13 protein-coding genes and 2 pseudogenes are annotated in these 15587 nt (G+C 74.2%); 10 read left to right on the top strand and 5 right to left on the bottom strand.

Annotated features, from left to right (window positions below; genetic code table 11):
* Positions 1-23: 23 nt before the first annotated feature.
* The gene (locus AY578_RS26085) at positions 24-383 is read right to left on the bottom strand and encodes an ArsR/SmtB family transcription factor (RefSeq protein ID WP_028961622.1); all 360 of its coding nucleotides are present in this window, start codon (positions 381-383) and stop codon (positions 24-26) included.
* 95 nt (positions 384-478) lie between these two features.
* Here AY578_RS26085 and AY578_RS26080 point away from each other — a divergent pair, with 95 nt between their 5' ends.
* The 3 genes from AY578_RS26080 to AY578_RS26070 all read left to right on the top strand — a co-directional run bounded on the left by AY578_RS26080 (position 479) and on the right by AY578_RS26070 (position 3156).
* Positions 479-2005: an FAD-dependent oxidoreductase gene (locus AY578_RS26080; protein WP_019523441.1), complete on the top strand. Its 1527-nt coding sequence runs from the start codon at positions 479-481 to the stop codon at positions 2003-2005.
* Between the two features lie 98 nt (positions 2006-2103).
* The gene (locus AY578_RS26075; RefSeq protein WP_136238074.1) at positions 2104-2946 is read left to right on the top strand and encodes a polysaccharide deacetylase family protein; all 843 of its coding nucleotides are present in this window, start codon (positions 2104-2106) and stop codon (positions 2944-2946) included.
* A gap of 18 nt (positions 2947-2964) precedes the next feature.
* The gene (locus tag AY578_RS26070; protein WP_019523443.1) at positions 2965-3156 is read left to right on the top strand and encodes a hypothetical protein; all 192 of its coding nucleotides are present in this window, start codon (positions 2965-2967) and stop codon (positions 3154-3156) included.
* Between the two features lie 90 nt (positions 3157-3246).
* On the opposite strand, the gene gvpJ is transcribed toward AY578_RS26070, so the two are convergent.
* Positions 3247-3615: a gas vesicle protein GvpJ gene (gvpJ, locus tag AY578_RS26065; protein WP_258905723.1), complete on the bottom strand. Its 369-nt coding sequence runs from the start codon at positions 3613-3615 to the stop codon at positions 3247-3249.
* Between the two features lie 144 nt (positions 3616-3759).
* Between gvpJ and AY578_RS26060 the strand changes: the two genes are divergently transcribed.
* The 3 genes and pseudogenes from AY578_RS26060 to AY578_RS26050 all read left to right on the top strand — a co-directional run bounded on the left by AY578_RS26060 (position 3760) and on the right by AY578_RS26050 (position 7345).
* Entirely contained in the window at positions 3760-4479 is a 720-nt protein-coding gene (locus tag AY578_RS26060; RefSeq protein ID WP_215048935.1) for an aminoacyl-tRNA hydrolase, read from the top strand.
* Positions 4480-4668: 189 nt separating this feature from the next.
* A pseudogene (locus AY578_RS26055) lies at positions 4669-5100 on the top strand (alpha/beta hydrolase); the annotation flags it as partial.
* A 178-nt stretch (positions 5101-5278) separates the two neighbouring features.
* Entirely contained in the window at positions 5279-7345 is a 2067-nt protein-coding gene (locus AY578_RS26050; protein ID WP_215048934.1) for a neutral/alkaline ceramidase, read from the top strand.
* A 75-nt stretch (positions 7346-7420) separates the two neighbouring features.
* Here the strand turns inward: AY578_RS26050 and AY578_RS26045 are convergent, their stop codons facing one another.
* On the bottom strand, positions 7421-8074 hold the full coding sequence (locus AY578_RS26045) for a DUF7691 family protein (protein ID WP_028961626.1): 654 nt from the start codon (positions 8072-8074) through the stop codon (positions 7421-7423).
* A 205-nt stretch (positions 8075-8279) separates the two neighbouring features.
* Between AY578_RS26045 and AY578_RS26040 the strand changes: the two genes are divergently transcribed.
* From AY578_RS26040 to AY578_RS26030, 3 genes are all read left to right on the top strand, one after another.
* A complete protein-coding gene (locus AY578_RS26040; protein WP_215048933.1) occupies positions 8280-9590 on the top strand; it encodes an MbnB/TglH/ChrH family RiPP precursor modification enzyme in 1311 nt (436 codons plus the stop codon).
* A 118-nt stretch (positions 9591-9708) separates the two neighbouring features.
* Positions 9709-10491 (top strand): TIGR04222 domain-containing membrane protein, encoded by a 783-nt coding sequence (locus AY578_RS26035; protein ID WP_019523450.1) that lies wholly within the window; start codon positions 9709-9711, stop codon positions 10489-10491.
* 105 nt (positions 10492-10596) lie between these two features.
* On the top strand, positions 10597-12174 hold the full coding sequence (locus tag AY578_RS26030) for an alpha/beta hydrolase (RefSeq protein WP_215048932.1): 1578 nt from the start codon (positions 10597-10599) through the stop codon (positions 12172-12174).
* Positions 12175-12178: 4 nt separating this feature from the next.
* On the opposite strand, the gene hemQ is transcribed toward AY578_RS26030, so the two are convergent.
* A complete protein-coding gene (hemQ, locus tag AY578_RS26025) occupies positions 12179-12910 on the bottom strand; it encodes a hydrogen peroxide-dependent heme synthase (RefSeq protein ID WP_019523452.1) in 732 nt (243 codons plus the stop codon).
* 5 nt (positions 12911-12915) lie between these two features.
* Positions 12916-14375 (bottom strand): annotated as a pseudogene (gene hemG / locus AY578_RS26020) (protoporphyrinogen oxidase).
* Positions 14376-14533: 158 nt separating this feature from the next.
* Here hemG and AY578_RS26015 point away from each other — a divergent pair.
* A complete protein-coding gene (locus AY578_RS26015; protein ID WP_028961631.1) occupies positions 14534-15556 on the top strand; it encodes a DUF4349 domain-containing protein in 1023 nt (340 codons plus the stop codon).
* Positions 15557-15587 lie beyond the last annotated feature (31 nt).

Here is a 15587-nt window from a genome sequence, read left to right as displayed (position 1 = left end):
CCTGTCACTTCCGTACGCGGGCCTCAGCCGGCGTCCGGACCGTCCTCCTCCTCGGCGAGCAGGCCGGACATCCGGTCCACGCGGGCCCGCCAGGCCGACTCGAGCGCGTCCAGCGCCTGCCGCGCGCGGGCCACCGCGTCGGGGTCGGTGCGCACGAGCTGCTCCCGTCCGCGCCGCTCCTTGGTGACCAGCCCCGCCCGCTCCAGCACCGTGACGTGTTTCTGCACCGCGGCGAAGCTCATCGGGTACGCGGCGGCCAGCCGTGACACGGACAGCTCACCGCGGACGCAGCGGCGCAGCATGTCGCGCCGCGTCGCGTCGGCCAGCGCGTGGAACAGCCGGTCCACGGCCCGGTCGGCCTCGTCCATCCCATCTACAACCATTTGGTTGTACGTTACGCCCGCGCCCGACCGCCGGCAACCGCGCGGCGCCCGTTCCGCCCGCCGTGAAGCCCCCGCGCCGGGGTACTCGCCCCCGCATGACGCAGAAGCAGCACTCGGGTGACTCGTACTGGCTGAACACCGCGCCCGGCGGGGAGCGCCGCCCCGCACTGTCCGACCCCCTGGACGTGGACGTGGCGGTGATCGGCGGCGGCATCGCCGGTCTGTGCACGGCGTGGGAGCTGGCGCGGGCGGGGCGCGGCGTCGCCGTGCTGGAGGCGGGCCGGCTCGCGGCGGGCGTCACCGGACACACCACCGCCAAGGTCACCGCGCTGCACTCGCTGGTCTACGACAAGCTGCGCCGCACCCGCGGCAGCGAGGGCGCGCGGCTCTACGCCCGGTCGCAGGCGGAGGCGATCGAGCGGGCCGCCGGGGTGGTGGAGGAGCTGGGGGTCGCGTGCGAGTGGGAGCGGCGCAGCTCGTACACGTACGTCACGGACGCGGACCGGGTGGACGAGGTGCGCGCGGAGGCGCGGGCCGCGCGGGAGGCGGGTCTGCCCGCGTCGTTCGTGACGGAGACGGGGCTGCCGTTCCCGGTGGCGGGCGCGGTGGAGGTGCCGGAGCAGGCGCAGTTCCATCCCCGCAAGTACCTGCTGGCGCTCGCCGACGACATCGAGGCGCACGGCGGGCGGCTGTACGAGGACACGACCGTGCTGGGTCTGGAGGAGGGCGAGCCCTGCCGGCTGTCGACGTCGACCGGGGCGTTCGTGACGGCCAGGGACGTCGTGGTCGCCACGCACTACCCGGTCTTCGACCGCGCGCTGCTGTTCACCCGCCTCTCCCCGCGCCGCGAGCTGGTCGTGGCGGGGCCGGTGCCGGCGGAGCTGGACCCGGAGGGCATGTACATCACCCCGTACGGCGGCTCCCGTTCGGTGCGCACCGCGCCCTACGGCGACGACGCCTCCCGCCGGCTGCTGGTGGTCACCGGCGAGCACTTCACGCCGGGCACCGGCGACACCCGCGCCCGCTTCGACCGGCTGGCGCAGTGGGCGCGCCGGCACTTCCCGGGCGTGGAGCTGACGCACTTCTGGGCCACGCAGGACAACGACCCCACCGACACGGTGCCGCTGGTCGGGCCGCTGCACCAGGGCGCCCGGCACACGTACGTGGCCACCGGCTTCGGCGGCTGGGGCATGAGCGGCGGCATGATGGCGGGCCGGCTGCTGACCGCGCAGATCACGGGCGGTGAGTGCGCGTGGGCGGGGCTGTACGACCCGCGGCGCGTGGCCTCGGCCGTGCGGGAGGCCCCGGCCTTCCTCAAGCACCAGGCGCAGGTCGCCAAGCACTTCGTCGGCGACCGGCTGCGCCCGTCGCCCCCGGTGGAGGCGCTGCCGCCGGGCGAGGGCGCGGTGGTCCGCACGGAGGGCGGCCGCCTGGCGGTGTACCGCGACGACGACGGCGCCCTGCACGCGGTCTCCGCCCGCTGCACGCACATGGGCTGCCTGGTCGACTTCAACGCGGCGGAACGCGCATGGGAGTGCCCGTGTCACGGCTCCCGCTTCGACACGGAGGGGAACGTGGTCCAGGGGCCGGCGACGAAGCCGCTGGAGCGGCGGGACATCTGAGACCCGCCCCCGGTCGGAGGGGCCGGCCCCTCCGACCGGGTGAGTGTCTACGCCAGAGCCGCGACAGCTACCGCCGACTCGCACCCTACTTTCATACGGTGATCACACTTTCACGTCGTGTTATCGCCGCCTGCGCTCTCGCCGCCGCCCTCACCGCGTGCGGCTCCTCCGCAGGTCCCGCCGCGCGGCCGCCCTCCCCGGCGCCCTCCCCCGCCGCCCCGTCGGCGCCGCCCACGCTCGCCGCGGGGCCCGAGGGTGTCGTCCCGGTCTTCGAGCACGGTCCGCGCGACGCCGGGAAGACCATCGCCCTCACCTTCGACGCCGACATGACCGCCGACCAGGGCCCGCGGGCCGCGGCGGGCGAGCGTTTCGACCATCCGCGGCTGATCGAGACGCTGCGGACGCTGAAGGTGCCGGCGACCGTGTTCATGACCGGGCGGTGGGCCGAGGAGTACCCGGACCAGGCCCGCGCCATCGGTCGTGACCCGCTCTTCGAGGTCGCCAACCACTCCTACAGCCACTACGCCTTCACCGCCGACTGCTACGGCCTGCCCACCGTGCCCGAGGAGCGGATGCGGGCCGACGTGGAGCGGGCGTACCGGGCGTTCCGCGCGGTGGGCGTGCCCGAACCGATGCCGTACTTCCGCTTCCCGGGCGGCTGTTACGACCGGCGGGCGCTGAAGGCGCTGATTCCGGCCGGTGTCACAGCCGTGCAGTGGGACGTCGTCGGCGGTGACGCCTTCGCCACGGACGCGGACGCGGTGGCCCGGCAGGTGCTGGACGGGGTGCGGCCCGGCTCGGTGGTCGTCCTGCACTGCACCCGCAGCGCCGCCCCGACGACGGAGAAGGCGGTACGGACGGTCGTCCCGGAGCTGCGTCGCCAGGGCTACCGCTTCGTGAAGGTCTCCGAGCTGATCGGCGCGGCGAACGGACGCGGCTGACCGTTCTACGCTGGAGGCATGAGCGACGACGTGACCGACCGCGACTACTGCCTCGTCGGCACCGAGCGCCCGCCGAAGGCGGACGGCCCGCCGTACGCGGCGTGCGTCCAGTGCCAGGAGCCCACGGAGTACCCGGAGTCGTACAAGGGCATCACGCTGTGCCCGGTCTGCGAGTGGCGGGAGGCGGAACGCACGGCCTGCTCGGGCTGACCGGAGCCGAGTCCGTGCGCGCCGTCGTCGGGACCGTCCGCCGGGCGGGGCGTGACCCTGATCCCGCGCGCGGCTCACGACGCGGTGCAGCTACCGCCGCCTCGGCTCCTCGCGGGCCGACTGGAACGCTTCGGAGATCGTCTCCGCCGCGCCGGACAGGATGCCCTTGGCCGCTCCCTTGGAGCCCGACTCGCGCATCTTGTCGGGGAGTTCGGTCAGTCCTACGGGCTTGCGCGGGCCGGACTCCAGGTCCAGCCGGTTGCACGCCTCCGCGAAGCGCAGGTAGGTGTCGACGCTCGCCACCACGATGCGAATGTCGATCTTGAGTATCTCGATCCCGACCAGCGACACCCGCACGAACGCGTCGATCACCAGCCCCCGGTCGAGGATCAGCTCCAGCACGTCGTACAGACCGCTGGAGCCTCCTCCTCCGCCACGCTGCGGCACCGCCTGAGTCATCGCGCATCAGTCCCTTCCCCCACCCTGGTGCCCCCTCGGCGCCCCTTGATGTCCGCCGGTGCCGCCCGGCGTCGCGCCCGTCCCGCCCGGCATCGTCCTCGTCCCGCCCGGCATCACTCCCGTCCCGCTTGGCACACTGGGCAGGTGAACGACGACCGGACGACACCCGCCCCCGACAGCCCCTTCCGACCCGACCCGGGTGACCGCGACGCGGCGCCGCAGTTCGTGCTGCCGCTGGTGGTCCGTATCGAGCGCGGCTCGCCGCCCGCGCGGACGGACGCGCTGGAGACGGCGGCCCGCGCGGTGCTGGTGATGCTGACCGACGAGCGGTCGGTCGGCGACGGCGAGTGGGCGCAGGCGATCCGCGCCTGGCAGGACGGACGGATCCGCAAGGTGGTGCGGCGGGCGCGCGGCGCGGAGTGGCGGCGTGCGGAGGCGCTCCCCGGGATCACCGTGACCGGGAAGTCGGCCGAGGTGCGGGTGTTCCCGCCGGTGCCGCTGGACGGCTGGCCCAAGGACCTGGCCCGGCTCCAGGTGTCCGGCACCGACCTCGACGACCCTGACCCGGTGCCGCCCGCGGACCCCGGCACGCCCACGCTCTGGATGAACCCGGAGCTGGAGATGTCCGCCGGCAAGGCGATGGCCCAGGCCGGACACGGTGCCCAACTCGCCTGGTGGGAACTCCCGGACGCGGCCCGCGAGGCGTGGCGCGCGGCCGGTTTCCCGCTCGCCGTGCGCACCGCCGACCCCGCCGACTGGCCCGCGCTGACCGGCGGCGGCCTGCCGACGGTGCGCGACGCGGGCTTCACGGAGATCGCCCCTGGTTCCTGCACCGTGGTCGCGGACCACCCGGCGCTGCGCTGACCCGGGGCGTCCTCCGGATGGATGGGACGGCCGTGCGGCTGCCGCAGGCCCGCCGGAGGCTGGGCGCATGCCGATACGACGTACGACAGCCGCTGCCCTGCTGTCCGGCGCCGTCCTGCTCTCCGCCTCCCTGGCCGCCTGCGGCCCGGCCGGCGAGGGCGGAGCCGGAGGCGGGGCGGCGAGGAGGACGCCCAGACCGCCGTCACCTGCGCCGACCGCAGCGACCGCTACACCGTCGACGACGTGCTGGAACAGGCCGCCGCGTTCGAGAAGGCGTCCCCGATCTTCGGCGACTCCATGGTGTGGGGCGCGCTGGAGTGCACCGACTGGCCGGTGCGGGGCAAGGCCGAGCACCCGGACGTGAGCGCGCCCGGCGCGCCGCCGATCCTCCTCGTCGGCAACACCGGCGACCCCGCGACGCCGTACGAGGGCGCCGCGCGGATGGCGGAACGGCTCGGCAGGAGCGTCGGCGTGGAACTCACCTACGAGGGCGAGGGCCACGGCGCGTACGACTCCGGCAACACCTGTGTACGGAAGACCGTGAACGCGTATCTGCTGGACGGCACGGTGCCGGCGGCGGGGACCGTGTGCGAGCGGGAGCCGCTCCAAGGCAAGGAATAGCTTCACCGTGTGGGAGCCGGCCCGGTGGTCCGTGAGAAACGGACCACCGGGCCGGTCGCGTCGTACGCGCGCACGACTCTTGCCGTGTTCATGGCGGCCGGTGTACCAATGAGGCGCGGAATTTGAATGTTGTTCATGTTTCGTCCGGCGGGGGCCGACCGAGCCTGAGGAGCAGCGTATGACCGCGGAACGTCCTCCCTCGCACAGCCGCAGGACCGTCCTCAGGGCGGGCGCCGTCACCGGCCTGGGCCTCGCGGGCGCGCATCTGGCCGCACCGGGCGCCGCTGCCGCCGCGGCTTCGGGAAGCGGCGGCGGGTATCTCGTCGGCCGAGGGATCTCCGACGCCACGGGTGAGGTCGCCGAGGTCGGCATGATGGGCTACGGCCGCTTCGACCAGCAGGCGGCGGGGCTCCACACCCGGCTGCGGGCGCGGGCGTTCGTCGTGGCCGAGCAGACGAGCGGACGCCGTGTGCTGCTGATCGTCGCCGACTCCCCCATGATCTTCGAGAGCGTGCACCGCGCGGTGCTGCGGCGGCTGAGGCAGGCGTACGGCGACACGTACACCGAGCAGAACGTCCTCATCACCGCCACCCACACCCATGCGGGCCCCGGCGGCTACTCGCACCATCTCCTGTACAACACCACGACGTTCGGCTTCCACAAGGCGACCTTCGAGGCGGTGGCGGACGGCCTGTTCGAGGCGGCGCGCAACGCGCACGAGGACCTCGCCCCGTCCGAACTGCTGCTCAGCCACGGCACCTTGACCGGCGTCAGCGCCAACCGCTCGCGCACCGCCTTCGACCGCAACCCTAAGGAGGACCGGGACCACTTCCCGGACGGCGTCGACACCCTGACCACCCTGCTGCGGGTGGAGCGGGAGGGCCGCACGGTCGGGGCGGTCAACTGGTTCCCGGTGCACGGCACCAGCATGTCCGGCGACAACCGTCTGATCAGCGCCGACAACAAGGGCTACGCCGCCTACCACTGGGAGCGCGAGGTCCACGGCGTGGACTATCTCGCCGACGGCGCACCGGAGTTCGTGTCGGCGTTCGCCCAGACCAACAGCGGCGACATGTCGCCCAACCTGGACCTGGTGCCGCCCACGACGCCCGCCGACTTCGAGGCCACCCGCACCAGCGGGCTGCGCCAGTACGAGGCGGCCGCGGCGCAGGCGGACACGCCGGGCACGCGGCTGTCCGGGCCGGTCGACTCGCGGCTGGTGTACATCGACCTGTCCGACGTCACCGTGCGTCCGGAGTTCACCGGCGACGGGAAGACCCACCGCACCTCCAAGCCGTGCATCGGCGCGTCGATGGCGGCGGGCAGCCTGGAGGACGGGCCGGCCTTCCCCGGCTTCGACGAGGGCGACAACCCCTTCTGGGACGCGATCTCCAACTCCGTCATCTACACGGTCTCCCCCGAGCTGAAGCAGGCGCAGGCGCCGAAGGACGTCTTCGTGCCGATCGGGGAGATGAACCGGATCTACCCGTGGGTGCAGGAGCGGGTGCCGGTGATGCTGGTGCGCATCGGCGGCCTGTACCTCATCGGCATCCCCGGCGAGGTCACCGTCTGCGCGGGCCTGCGGCTGCGGCGCACGGTCGCCGGGATCGTCGGCGCGGACCTGGACGACGTGCTGGTCGCCGGGTACAGCAACTCCTACTTCCACTACGTGACCACGCCGGAGGAGTACGACGCCCAGCAGTACGAGGGCGGCAGCACCCTCTTCGGGCGCTGGCAGCTCCCCGCGCTCCAGCAGACCGCGTCCGAGCTGGCGGTCTCCCTGCGCGACGGCACGGACCTGCCGCTCGGTCCCGAGCCGCCGGACCTGACCGGCAAGGCGCTCACGCTCCAGCCCGGTGTGGTGCTGGACGCGCCGCCGCTGTTCCGGAAGTTCGGCGACGTGCTGGTGCCGCCGCGGGAGAACTACCGGACCGGGGAACGCGTCGAGGTCGTCTTCGCCGGCGCCCACCCGGGCAACGACCTGCACCGCGGCGACACGTATCTGCGGATCGAGCGGCGCGACTCCGGCGGCGCGTGGCGCACCGTCGCCGACGACGGCGACTGGTCGACCCGCTTCCACTGGGCTCGCGACGGCATCGCCGCGTCCAAGGTCACCATCACCTGGGACATCCCCCAGGGCACCCCCTCGGGCACCTACCGCGTCGTCTACCACGGCGACGCGAAGAGCCTCGGCGGGAAGATCTCGTCGATCGAGGGTGTGTCGACGGCGTTCCAGGTGCGGTGAGCCTGCCTGGCCGGCGCGGTGAGCCTGCCCGGGCCGGCGCGGTGAGCCTGTCCGAGCCGGCGCGGGGGCGTCGGCTCAGCCGGTGATCGAGAAGAAGATCGTGTCCTGGTCGTACCAGTCGATGGCCTTCGTCGCGTACTCCCACTCGCTGTGCTCGGACTCGAAGACGGACGCGAACCGGCCGACCTCGTCGCGGAAGTCGGGCGCCACGGAGTCGACCACCGCGCGGTAGGCGTCCGCGGCGGGCTTGGCCTTGTCCAGCGGGAACATGCCGATGTGCGGGCCGTCCACGGCGTGCGGGAAGAAGAACGGTATCTCCGCGGGCGGACCCGAGAACACGTGCGGGTACAGCAGCAGGTCCTCGCCGACCCCGGCCCGGCGCAGCTCCTCGTCCACCGCGAGGAAGAAGGTGGCGGGTTTGGAATAGACGCCCAGGTCGCACGGGTCGGACCCGTTCATGTCGATGACGCACTGCAGGGCCCTGGCGTAGGCGCCGGCCGCGTACTCCGCGGTCGAGTCCGCACGTCCCTCGAGGAGATGGTCGAGCGCCTCCGGTATCGGCAGCCCCCAGTCCAGCCCCTGTGCGTCCAGGTTCTCCTGGGCGGCCTCCGCCCGCTCCCGCACCATGCCGAGGACGCGGTGCTGCTCGGCGGTCAGCTTCTCGCCCGCTCCCAGGTAGGACAGGACGCCGGCCTTCGTGGCCGTGTTGTACGTGATCACTCGACTCATGGCGCTCATCCTGCCGCACCCCACTGACAACGCGTCAGGCATCCGTTCCCCGACGGCCCTCCCCCAACCTCAAATGTTCCTCTGAAGGCGGCCCGAGGACGGTTCGGGCGCGGAGCCGCGGGTCATATCCCCGGCACGTCCGGCACGCCCGTGCGGACGGACCGGGGGCCGGGCGGGAACGCCCGGGGTGAAGGAGGGGACGGGGATGACGACGGTACGGCTGGGGACCGGGATCGGATGGCGTCCGGAGATCGCGGACGCGGTGGAGGCCATGCCGGGCGTCGACTGGGTCGAGGTGGTCGCGGAGAACGTCTGCCCCGGCCATCTGCCCGAGTCGCTGCTGCGGCTGCGCGAGCGCGGGGTGACCGTCGTGCCGCACGGCGTCTCCCTGGGGCTCGGCGGCGCCGAACGCCCCGACGAGGGGCGGCTCACCGCGCTCGTCGAGCGGGCCACGGCGCTGGGCTCGCCCCTGGTCACCGAGCACATCGCGTTCGTGCGGGCGGGCGGTCCGCTGACCGCGTCCCCCGGCATCGAGGCCGGGCACCTGCTGCCGGTGCCGCGCAGCCGTGAGGCCCTCGACGTGCTGTGCGAGAACGTCCGCATCGCCCAGGACGCGCTCCCGGTGCCGCTCGCGGTGGAGAACATCGCCGCGCTATTCTCCTGGCCCGGCGAGGAGATGACCGAGGGGCAGTTCCTGTACGAACTGGCCGACCGGACCGGCGTACGGCTGCTCATCGACGTCGCCAACCTGCACACCAACCACGTCAACCGCGGCGAGGACCCGGCCAAGGCGCTCGGCGAACTCCCCGTGGAGGCCATCGCGTACGTCCATGTCGCGGGCGGGTTCGAGCGGGACGGCGTGTGGCACGACAGCCACGCCCACCCGGTGCCGCGGCCGGTGCTGGACATCCTGACCGACCTCGCCTCCCGGGTGTCGCCCCCGGGCGTGCTGCTGGAGCGGGACGAGAACTTCCCGGCCCCGGCGGAGCTGGGGCGCGAACTGGACGCGATCCGCGGGGCGGTGGAGGCGGGCGCCCGTGCCCGCGCCGTTCCAGCGCCCGAGCCGGTTCCGGGGCCCGCCGCCTTTGAGCCCGTCACCGAGGCCACCCGGGAGCGGCTGGCGCTGGCCCAGACCGCGGTGCTGTCCTCGCTGGTCGCGGGGACGCCGGTGCCGGAGGGGTTCGACCGGACGCGGATGCGGGTGCAGGCGCGGGCGCTGGCCGCCAAGCGGGCGGACGTCGTGGGGAAGGTGGCCCCGGAACTGCCGGAGATCCTCGGCGACGGCTACCGCCCGGCGTTCCTCGCGTACGCGGGGACCCGTCCGATGACGGGCGGCTACCGGCACGACGCGATGGCCTTCGTGGAACACCTCCTGCATCCCGGCCGCCTCGACGACTCCCGCACGCGCCGCGCCCTGCGCGAGTGGCACCGCGACCGCTCGGGCCCCCGCCCCCGCGCCCACCGCCCGACGGTCCGCCTCGCCCGCGCCACCCGCCGGGCCCTGCTGCGGCGCTGACGCCCTCCGGGACACCCGAGGCAACACCCCCGGCCGGAACGTCACATACCCACAACACTGTGTCCGGATCGTGAACAAGGCATGGTGCTCCCGCGACCGTGTCCCTTACAAACAACTCATGTTCTGGGTACCTCTCCTGCTGCTGGCCTGGGCGATCGCCGGGCTCGCCGGGTTGCGGCTGTGTCGTGCTGCTGTGCGTGAGGCGGCCTACGCCCGTGAAGAGGCGGGAGGGCGGCAAGGGCTGACGCTGTACGAGGCGGCGTTCCTGTCCGGCGGGCCCGCGCGGGTCGCCGATCTCACGCTCGTCGCGATGGCCCGTCAGCGGCGGCTGCTGCTGGCGCACACCGGCTGGGCCACCGTCGTCGATCCGCGCGGGCGGGACGACATGGAGCGCACGGTGATAGGGGCGATCGGGCCGGAAGGCCAGTCGCCCATAGCGCCGGTGCGGAAGGCCGCGGCGACCGCGGAGGCGGTGCGTACGCTGGCGGAGCGGCTGGTGCGCGCCGGGCTCGCGGTGCCGGAGGGCGACGGGCGGACCGTCGCGGAGGCGCTGCGCCGGCTGCGTCTCGCCGTGCCCGCGGTGGCCGGTCTCGCCGTCGTCGCGCTGCTCATGCCGGTGCCGTCGCAGATGCCGCGCCTGCTGGTCGCCCTGTGGTTCGCGCTGCCGCTGGTGTTCACGCTGGGCTGTCTGGCCATAGCCCGCTTCGAGCTGAGCCCCGCCTCCCCCTGGGCGTCCCCGGCAGGGGAGCGACTGCTGGCCTCCGTGCGGCAGGCGGCGGCCGGCGACAGCGACGACGACCGCGCGTACCTCACCTCCGTCGCGGTGAGCGGGGTGCACGCGGTGGGCGAACCGCAGGTGCGCGCCGCCTTCGCGCACCGGGAGCCGCGCGTGGAGTGGTGAACCCGTCGCCGACACCCGGCGGGCGGTCCTTGCCCGGCACCTCGCGTGCCGAAAACATCCCTTTTGTCGCCGTCGCCGCAGCGCACCGAAGGGATCCCCCCACCGATGAGAACCGCCGCCGCCCTCGTGGCCGCCGGGTCCTTGCTCCTCACCACCCCCGCACGCCCGTCCCCGTCCGCGTCCACGTCCTCATCCTCGTCCGCCTCCGAGGCACGCGGCACCGCGGTGGCCGCCGCGCGCGCCGCCTCGGAGGGGATCGATTTCGGCCCGTGCGCCGAGGAACAGGAGCTGCCGCCCTCCGTGGAGTGCGGCACCCTACGCGTCCCGCTCGACTACACCCGCCCGGACGGCGAGCAGATCCGCCTCACCGTCAGCCGCTCCCGGGCCACCGGGGAGGACCCCGCGACCGGGCGGGCGGTGCCCCGTCAGGGCTCCCTGGTGAACAACCCGGGCGGGCCCGGCGTCAGCGGCATGTACTTCCCGATGCTGGGCGTGGTCCCGGGCTGGAAGCGGCTGGCGGCGGCGTACGACCTGGTGGGCTACGCGCCGCGCGGGGTGGGCCGTTCCGCCCCGCTGTCGTGCACCGACCCGAAGACCTTCCATCAGGGCCCCGCGCCCGCGCCCCCGCACCCGACGGCGGCGGTCAAGCGGGAGCGCGCGGCCCGCGCGGCGGCGTACGCGCGGGGGTGCGCCGAGCGCGCGGGGGACGCCCTCCAGCACTACACCTCGCTGAACAACGCCCGTGACCTGGACGTGCTGCGCGCCGCGCTGGGCGAGACCCGGCTGACGTTCCTCGGCTCGTCGTACGGCACGTACATCGGCGCGCTGTACGCGACGCTGTTCCCCTCACATGTGCGGCGTATGGTGTTCGACTCGGCGGTGAACCCGGCGCCGGAGCGGATCTGGTACCGCAACAACCTGGCCCAGTCGGCCGCGTTCGAGGACCGCTGGGCGGACTTCCGGGCCTGGGCCGCCCGCCACCACGACGTGTACGGGCTGGGCGACACCGCGCGGAAGGTGCGCGACAGCTACGACGTCGTACGGGAGCGGCTGGCGCGGGAGCCGGCGGGCGGGAAGGTCGGTCCGGCGCAGCTGCACACGGCGATGCTGCAGGCGGCGTACTACGACGACCACTGGCCGCAGCGCGCGCACGCGTTGTCGGCGTATCTGAAGGGCGACCCGGCGCCGCTGGTGGAGCAGGCGGAGGAGCAGCCCGAGGCGGCGGCTGAGGCGGAGAACACGCGCGCGGTGTATCTGGCCGTGGAGTGCAACGACGCGCCCTGGCCGACGGACTTCGCGGTGTGGGACCGGGACAACACACGGCTCGCGCGCCGGGCGCCGTTCGAGACGTGGGACAACGTGTGGACCAACCTGCCCTGCGCCTCCTGGCCGGCGCCCCGGCAGCGGCCGCTGGACGTGCGCGCCGGGGAGGACGCGCTGCCGCCCACGCTGATCCTGGCGGCGGAACGGGACGCGGCCACCCCGTACGACGGGGCGCTGGAACTGCACCGGCGGCTGACGGGGTCGGCGCTGGTGACGGAGCGGGACGCGGGCAGCCACGGGCTCGCGGGCGGCGCGAACGCGTGCGTGAACGCGCACCTGACGGCGTATCTGCTGGCGGGCCGGGTGCCGGGCCGGCGCGCGTCCTGCGCACCGCACCCGGCGCCCGCTCCCCGGGCCTGAGGCGTCAGGCCAGACCGGCGACCAGCTCGGCGACGTCCTTGCGGCGGCCCGTGAAGAACGGCACCTCCTCGCGGACGTGCCTGCGGGCCTCGGAGCCGCGCAGGTGACGCATCAGGTCGACGATGCGGTACAGCTCGTCGGCCTCGAAGGCGAGGATCCACTCGTAGTCGCCGAGGGAGAACGAGGCGACCGTGTTGGCGCGCACGTCCGGGTAGCCGCGGGCCATCTTGCCGTGGTCCGCGAGCATCCGGCGGCGGTCCTCGTCGGGCAGCAGGTACCAGTCGTAGGAGCGCACGAACGGATAGACGCTGACGTAGTCGCGGGGCGTCTCGTCGGCGAGGAACGCCGGGATGTGCGAGCGGTTGAACTCGGCGGGGCGGTGCAGCGCCATGTTCGACCAGACCGGCTCCAGCGCGCGGCCCAGCTTGGTGCGGCGGAAGAGGTTGTAGGCCTCCTGGAGCTGGTCGGCGGTCTCGGCGTGCCACCAGATCATGAGGTCGGCGTCGGCGCGCAGGCCCGACACGTCGTAGGTGCCGCGGATCGTGACGTCCTTGGCGGCGAGCTGGTCGAACAGCTCCTGGACCTCCTCGGCGTAGCCGGCGCGGTCCTCCGGCAGGACGTCCTTCAGCTTGAACACGGACCACAGGGTGTAGCGGATGACCTCGTTGAGGTCCTTGGCCAGCTTGCCCTTGTTGGGGATCCGGTCGGGCGCGGGGGTGGTGGCGTCGTCACTCATGTCCCTTATTCTCCTGCTCCTCCGTGAAGGCTTTGCACCGGGTGCGCGGTGAGCTGCTGCACAGCGCGCAGGTCGCCCTGGATCTGGTCGGCGGCGGCGTACGCGCTCGCGATGCACGCGGGCACGCCGACGCCGTCGTACGCGGCGCCGCACACGGCCAGGCCGGACAGGCCCGAGAGATGGGCGCGGACGCGGGCGACGCGCGCGTGGTGGCCGACCGGGTACTGCGGCAGACCGTCGTCCCAGCGGGTCACGCGGGCGGCGACCGGGGCGGCGTCCAGGCCGGTGGCCGCCTTCAGGTCGTGCCGGGACAGCTCCACCAGCTCGTCGTCGTCGCGGTGCAGGATCTCCGTCTCGCCGTGGCGGCCCACGGAGGTGCGCACGACGGCCAGGTCCGGGTTCTCCTCGGCGATCCAGCCCCACTTGCGGGAGGCGAAGGTGGACGCCTTGATGGAGCGGCCCTCCACGGGCGGCACCAGGAACCCGCTGCCCTCGGGCAGCCGCGCCTCGTCGCGCCGGTAGGCGAGGGTGATCAGCGCCATCGAGGCGTACTCGACGGCGGACAGCTCGGCGGCGGCGCCCGGCGCCTCGGCGCGCAGCAGGTGCGCGGCGGCCGGGGCGGGCACGGCGACGACGACCGCGTCGGCGTGCACCGAACTGCGCCGCCGGCGACGAGCCGCCAGCCGTCGTCGGCCTCGCGGCGCAGTTCGGTGACCGGGGCGCCGGTGAGGATGCGGACGCCCCGGGCGCGCAGGGAGTCGGCGACCGCGAGCGGCAGGGTGCCCACGCCTCCCGCGACGCCCGTGAAGACGGGACCGGCCTGCTGGGCGGCGGCCGTCCTGGCCTGCACGGCGCGCACCGCCTCGGTCAGGGTGGCGTGCGCGCGGGCCGCCTCGAACAGCTGCGGGACGGCCGAGCGCATCGAGATGCGGTACGCGTCGCCCGCGTACACCCCGCCGAGCAGCGGCTCCACGAGCCGGTCGACGACCTCACGGCCGAACCGCTCGGCGACGTGCTCGCCGATGGCGACGTCGTCGCCGATCTCGGTGGGCGGCAGCTCGGCGTCCCGCCCGATCCGGGCGAGGCCCTCGTCGGACAGCACGCCGGCGAGCGCGGCGGCGGTGCCGGGGACGCCCATGACGTGTCCCTTCGGCATGGGACGCAGCGCGCCGCGGGTCCACAGCGCGGCGGAGGCGGTGGCGGGCGGCTGGAGCCGGTCGGCCAGCCCGACCGCGCGGGCGAGTCCGACCGCCTCGGGCCGGCGGGCCAGCAGCGACTCCGCGCCGAGGTCGACGCGGGCGCCCGCGATCTCGCCGGGCAGCAGCTTGCCGCCGACCCGGTCCGAGGCCTCCAGCACGGTGACCCGCGCCCCGTGCTCCAGCAGCCGGTGCGCGGCGGCCAGTCCGGCGATGCCCGCTCCGACGACGACGGCGTGCCGGCCGCCGTCCGTGTGTGATCCGCTCATGCCCTCCACCTTCTCAAACGCCGCGCGCGGGCCGGCCAGGGCCGTGTGGCCCCGCCGAGTCCCTACCGTGACCCCATCGCGACCGTACGGTCCGAACGCCCGCCCCCCTCACGGCGTCTGAGGAGCGTCAGTGTCACCACGGCAGGGGGAGTCCCGCAATGCGCACACGACGATCCGTACGATCCGCCCACGCACTGGCGGGGGCGTTGCTGGCGGCCGCCCTTCTCGTCACGGGGTGCGGCGCGTCGTCCGACGACCTCGGGGCGGGGTCGGACAGCAAGGCCGCACCCGGGGTGGCGGCGGACGAGGGCGCGGCCGCGCAGGCGGGGCCCGAGTCCGGGAAGCAGGGCGCGCCCGGCGGCGGCACGGGGGACCGTTCCGTCCCGTCGGCGCCGCGGGTGGCGGCGGAGCACATCATCCGCACCGCCTCCCTGACGGTGCGCGTCAAGGACGTGCCGACGGCGCTCGACGAGGCGCGCACCGCGACGACGAACGCGGGCGGCTACGTCGGCGACGAGACGACCCGCGGGGACGGCCGGGGCCACGAGCGCACCCGTGTGGTGCTGCGCGTGCCCGTGGACGCGTACGAGAAGGTGCTGGCCGCGCTGGAGGGCACGGGCACCCTGGTCGAGCGCCGCGCGAACGCGGAGGACGTCACCGACCAGGTGGTCGACGTGGAGAGCCGCATCCGGTCGCAGCGGGCGAGCGTGGCGCGGATCCGTGAGCTGATGGACCGGGCGACCCGGCTGAGCGACGTGGTGACGCTGGAGGGCGAACTCAGCAGCCGCCAGGCCGACCTGGAGTCGCTGCTCGCCCAACAGGCGTCCCTGAAGGACCGCACGAGCCTCGCCACGATCACGCTCACGCTGTCCGAGACGCCGGTGAAGAAGGAGAAGAAGGAGGACGAGGACCCCGGTTTCCTGGACGCGCTCGCGGGCGGCTGGGGCGTCTTCGTGACCCTGCTGCGCTGGCTGATGCTGGCGCTGGGCGCGGTCCTGCCGTTCGCGGCGGTGGCGGCGCTGCTCGTGCTGGTGTGGGTCAAGCTGATCGGCCCGCGGCTGCGGCGCCGCCCGCGTCCGGAGCCCGCGACGTCCGGCGGTCCGGGCACGGGCACGGGGTCGCTGCCCGTCGCCCCGCCCGTCCCCGGGCACACCCCCGAGGCCGGTAACGGCGACGCCTGAGGAACCGCGCTCGCCCCTCCCCCGTAGCGTG

Source organism: Streptomyces thermocarboxydus, from assembly GCF_024760485.1.
Taxonomy (GTDB): domain Bacteria; phylum Actinomycetota; class Actinomycetes; order Streptomycetales; family Streptomycetaceae; genus Streptomyces; species Streptomyces cellulosae.
The sequence above is the reverse complement of the archived record's forward strand: the minus strand, read 5'-3'. Positions and strand labels throughout refer to the sequence as shown.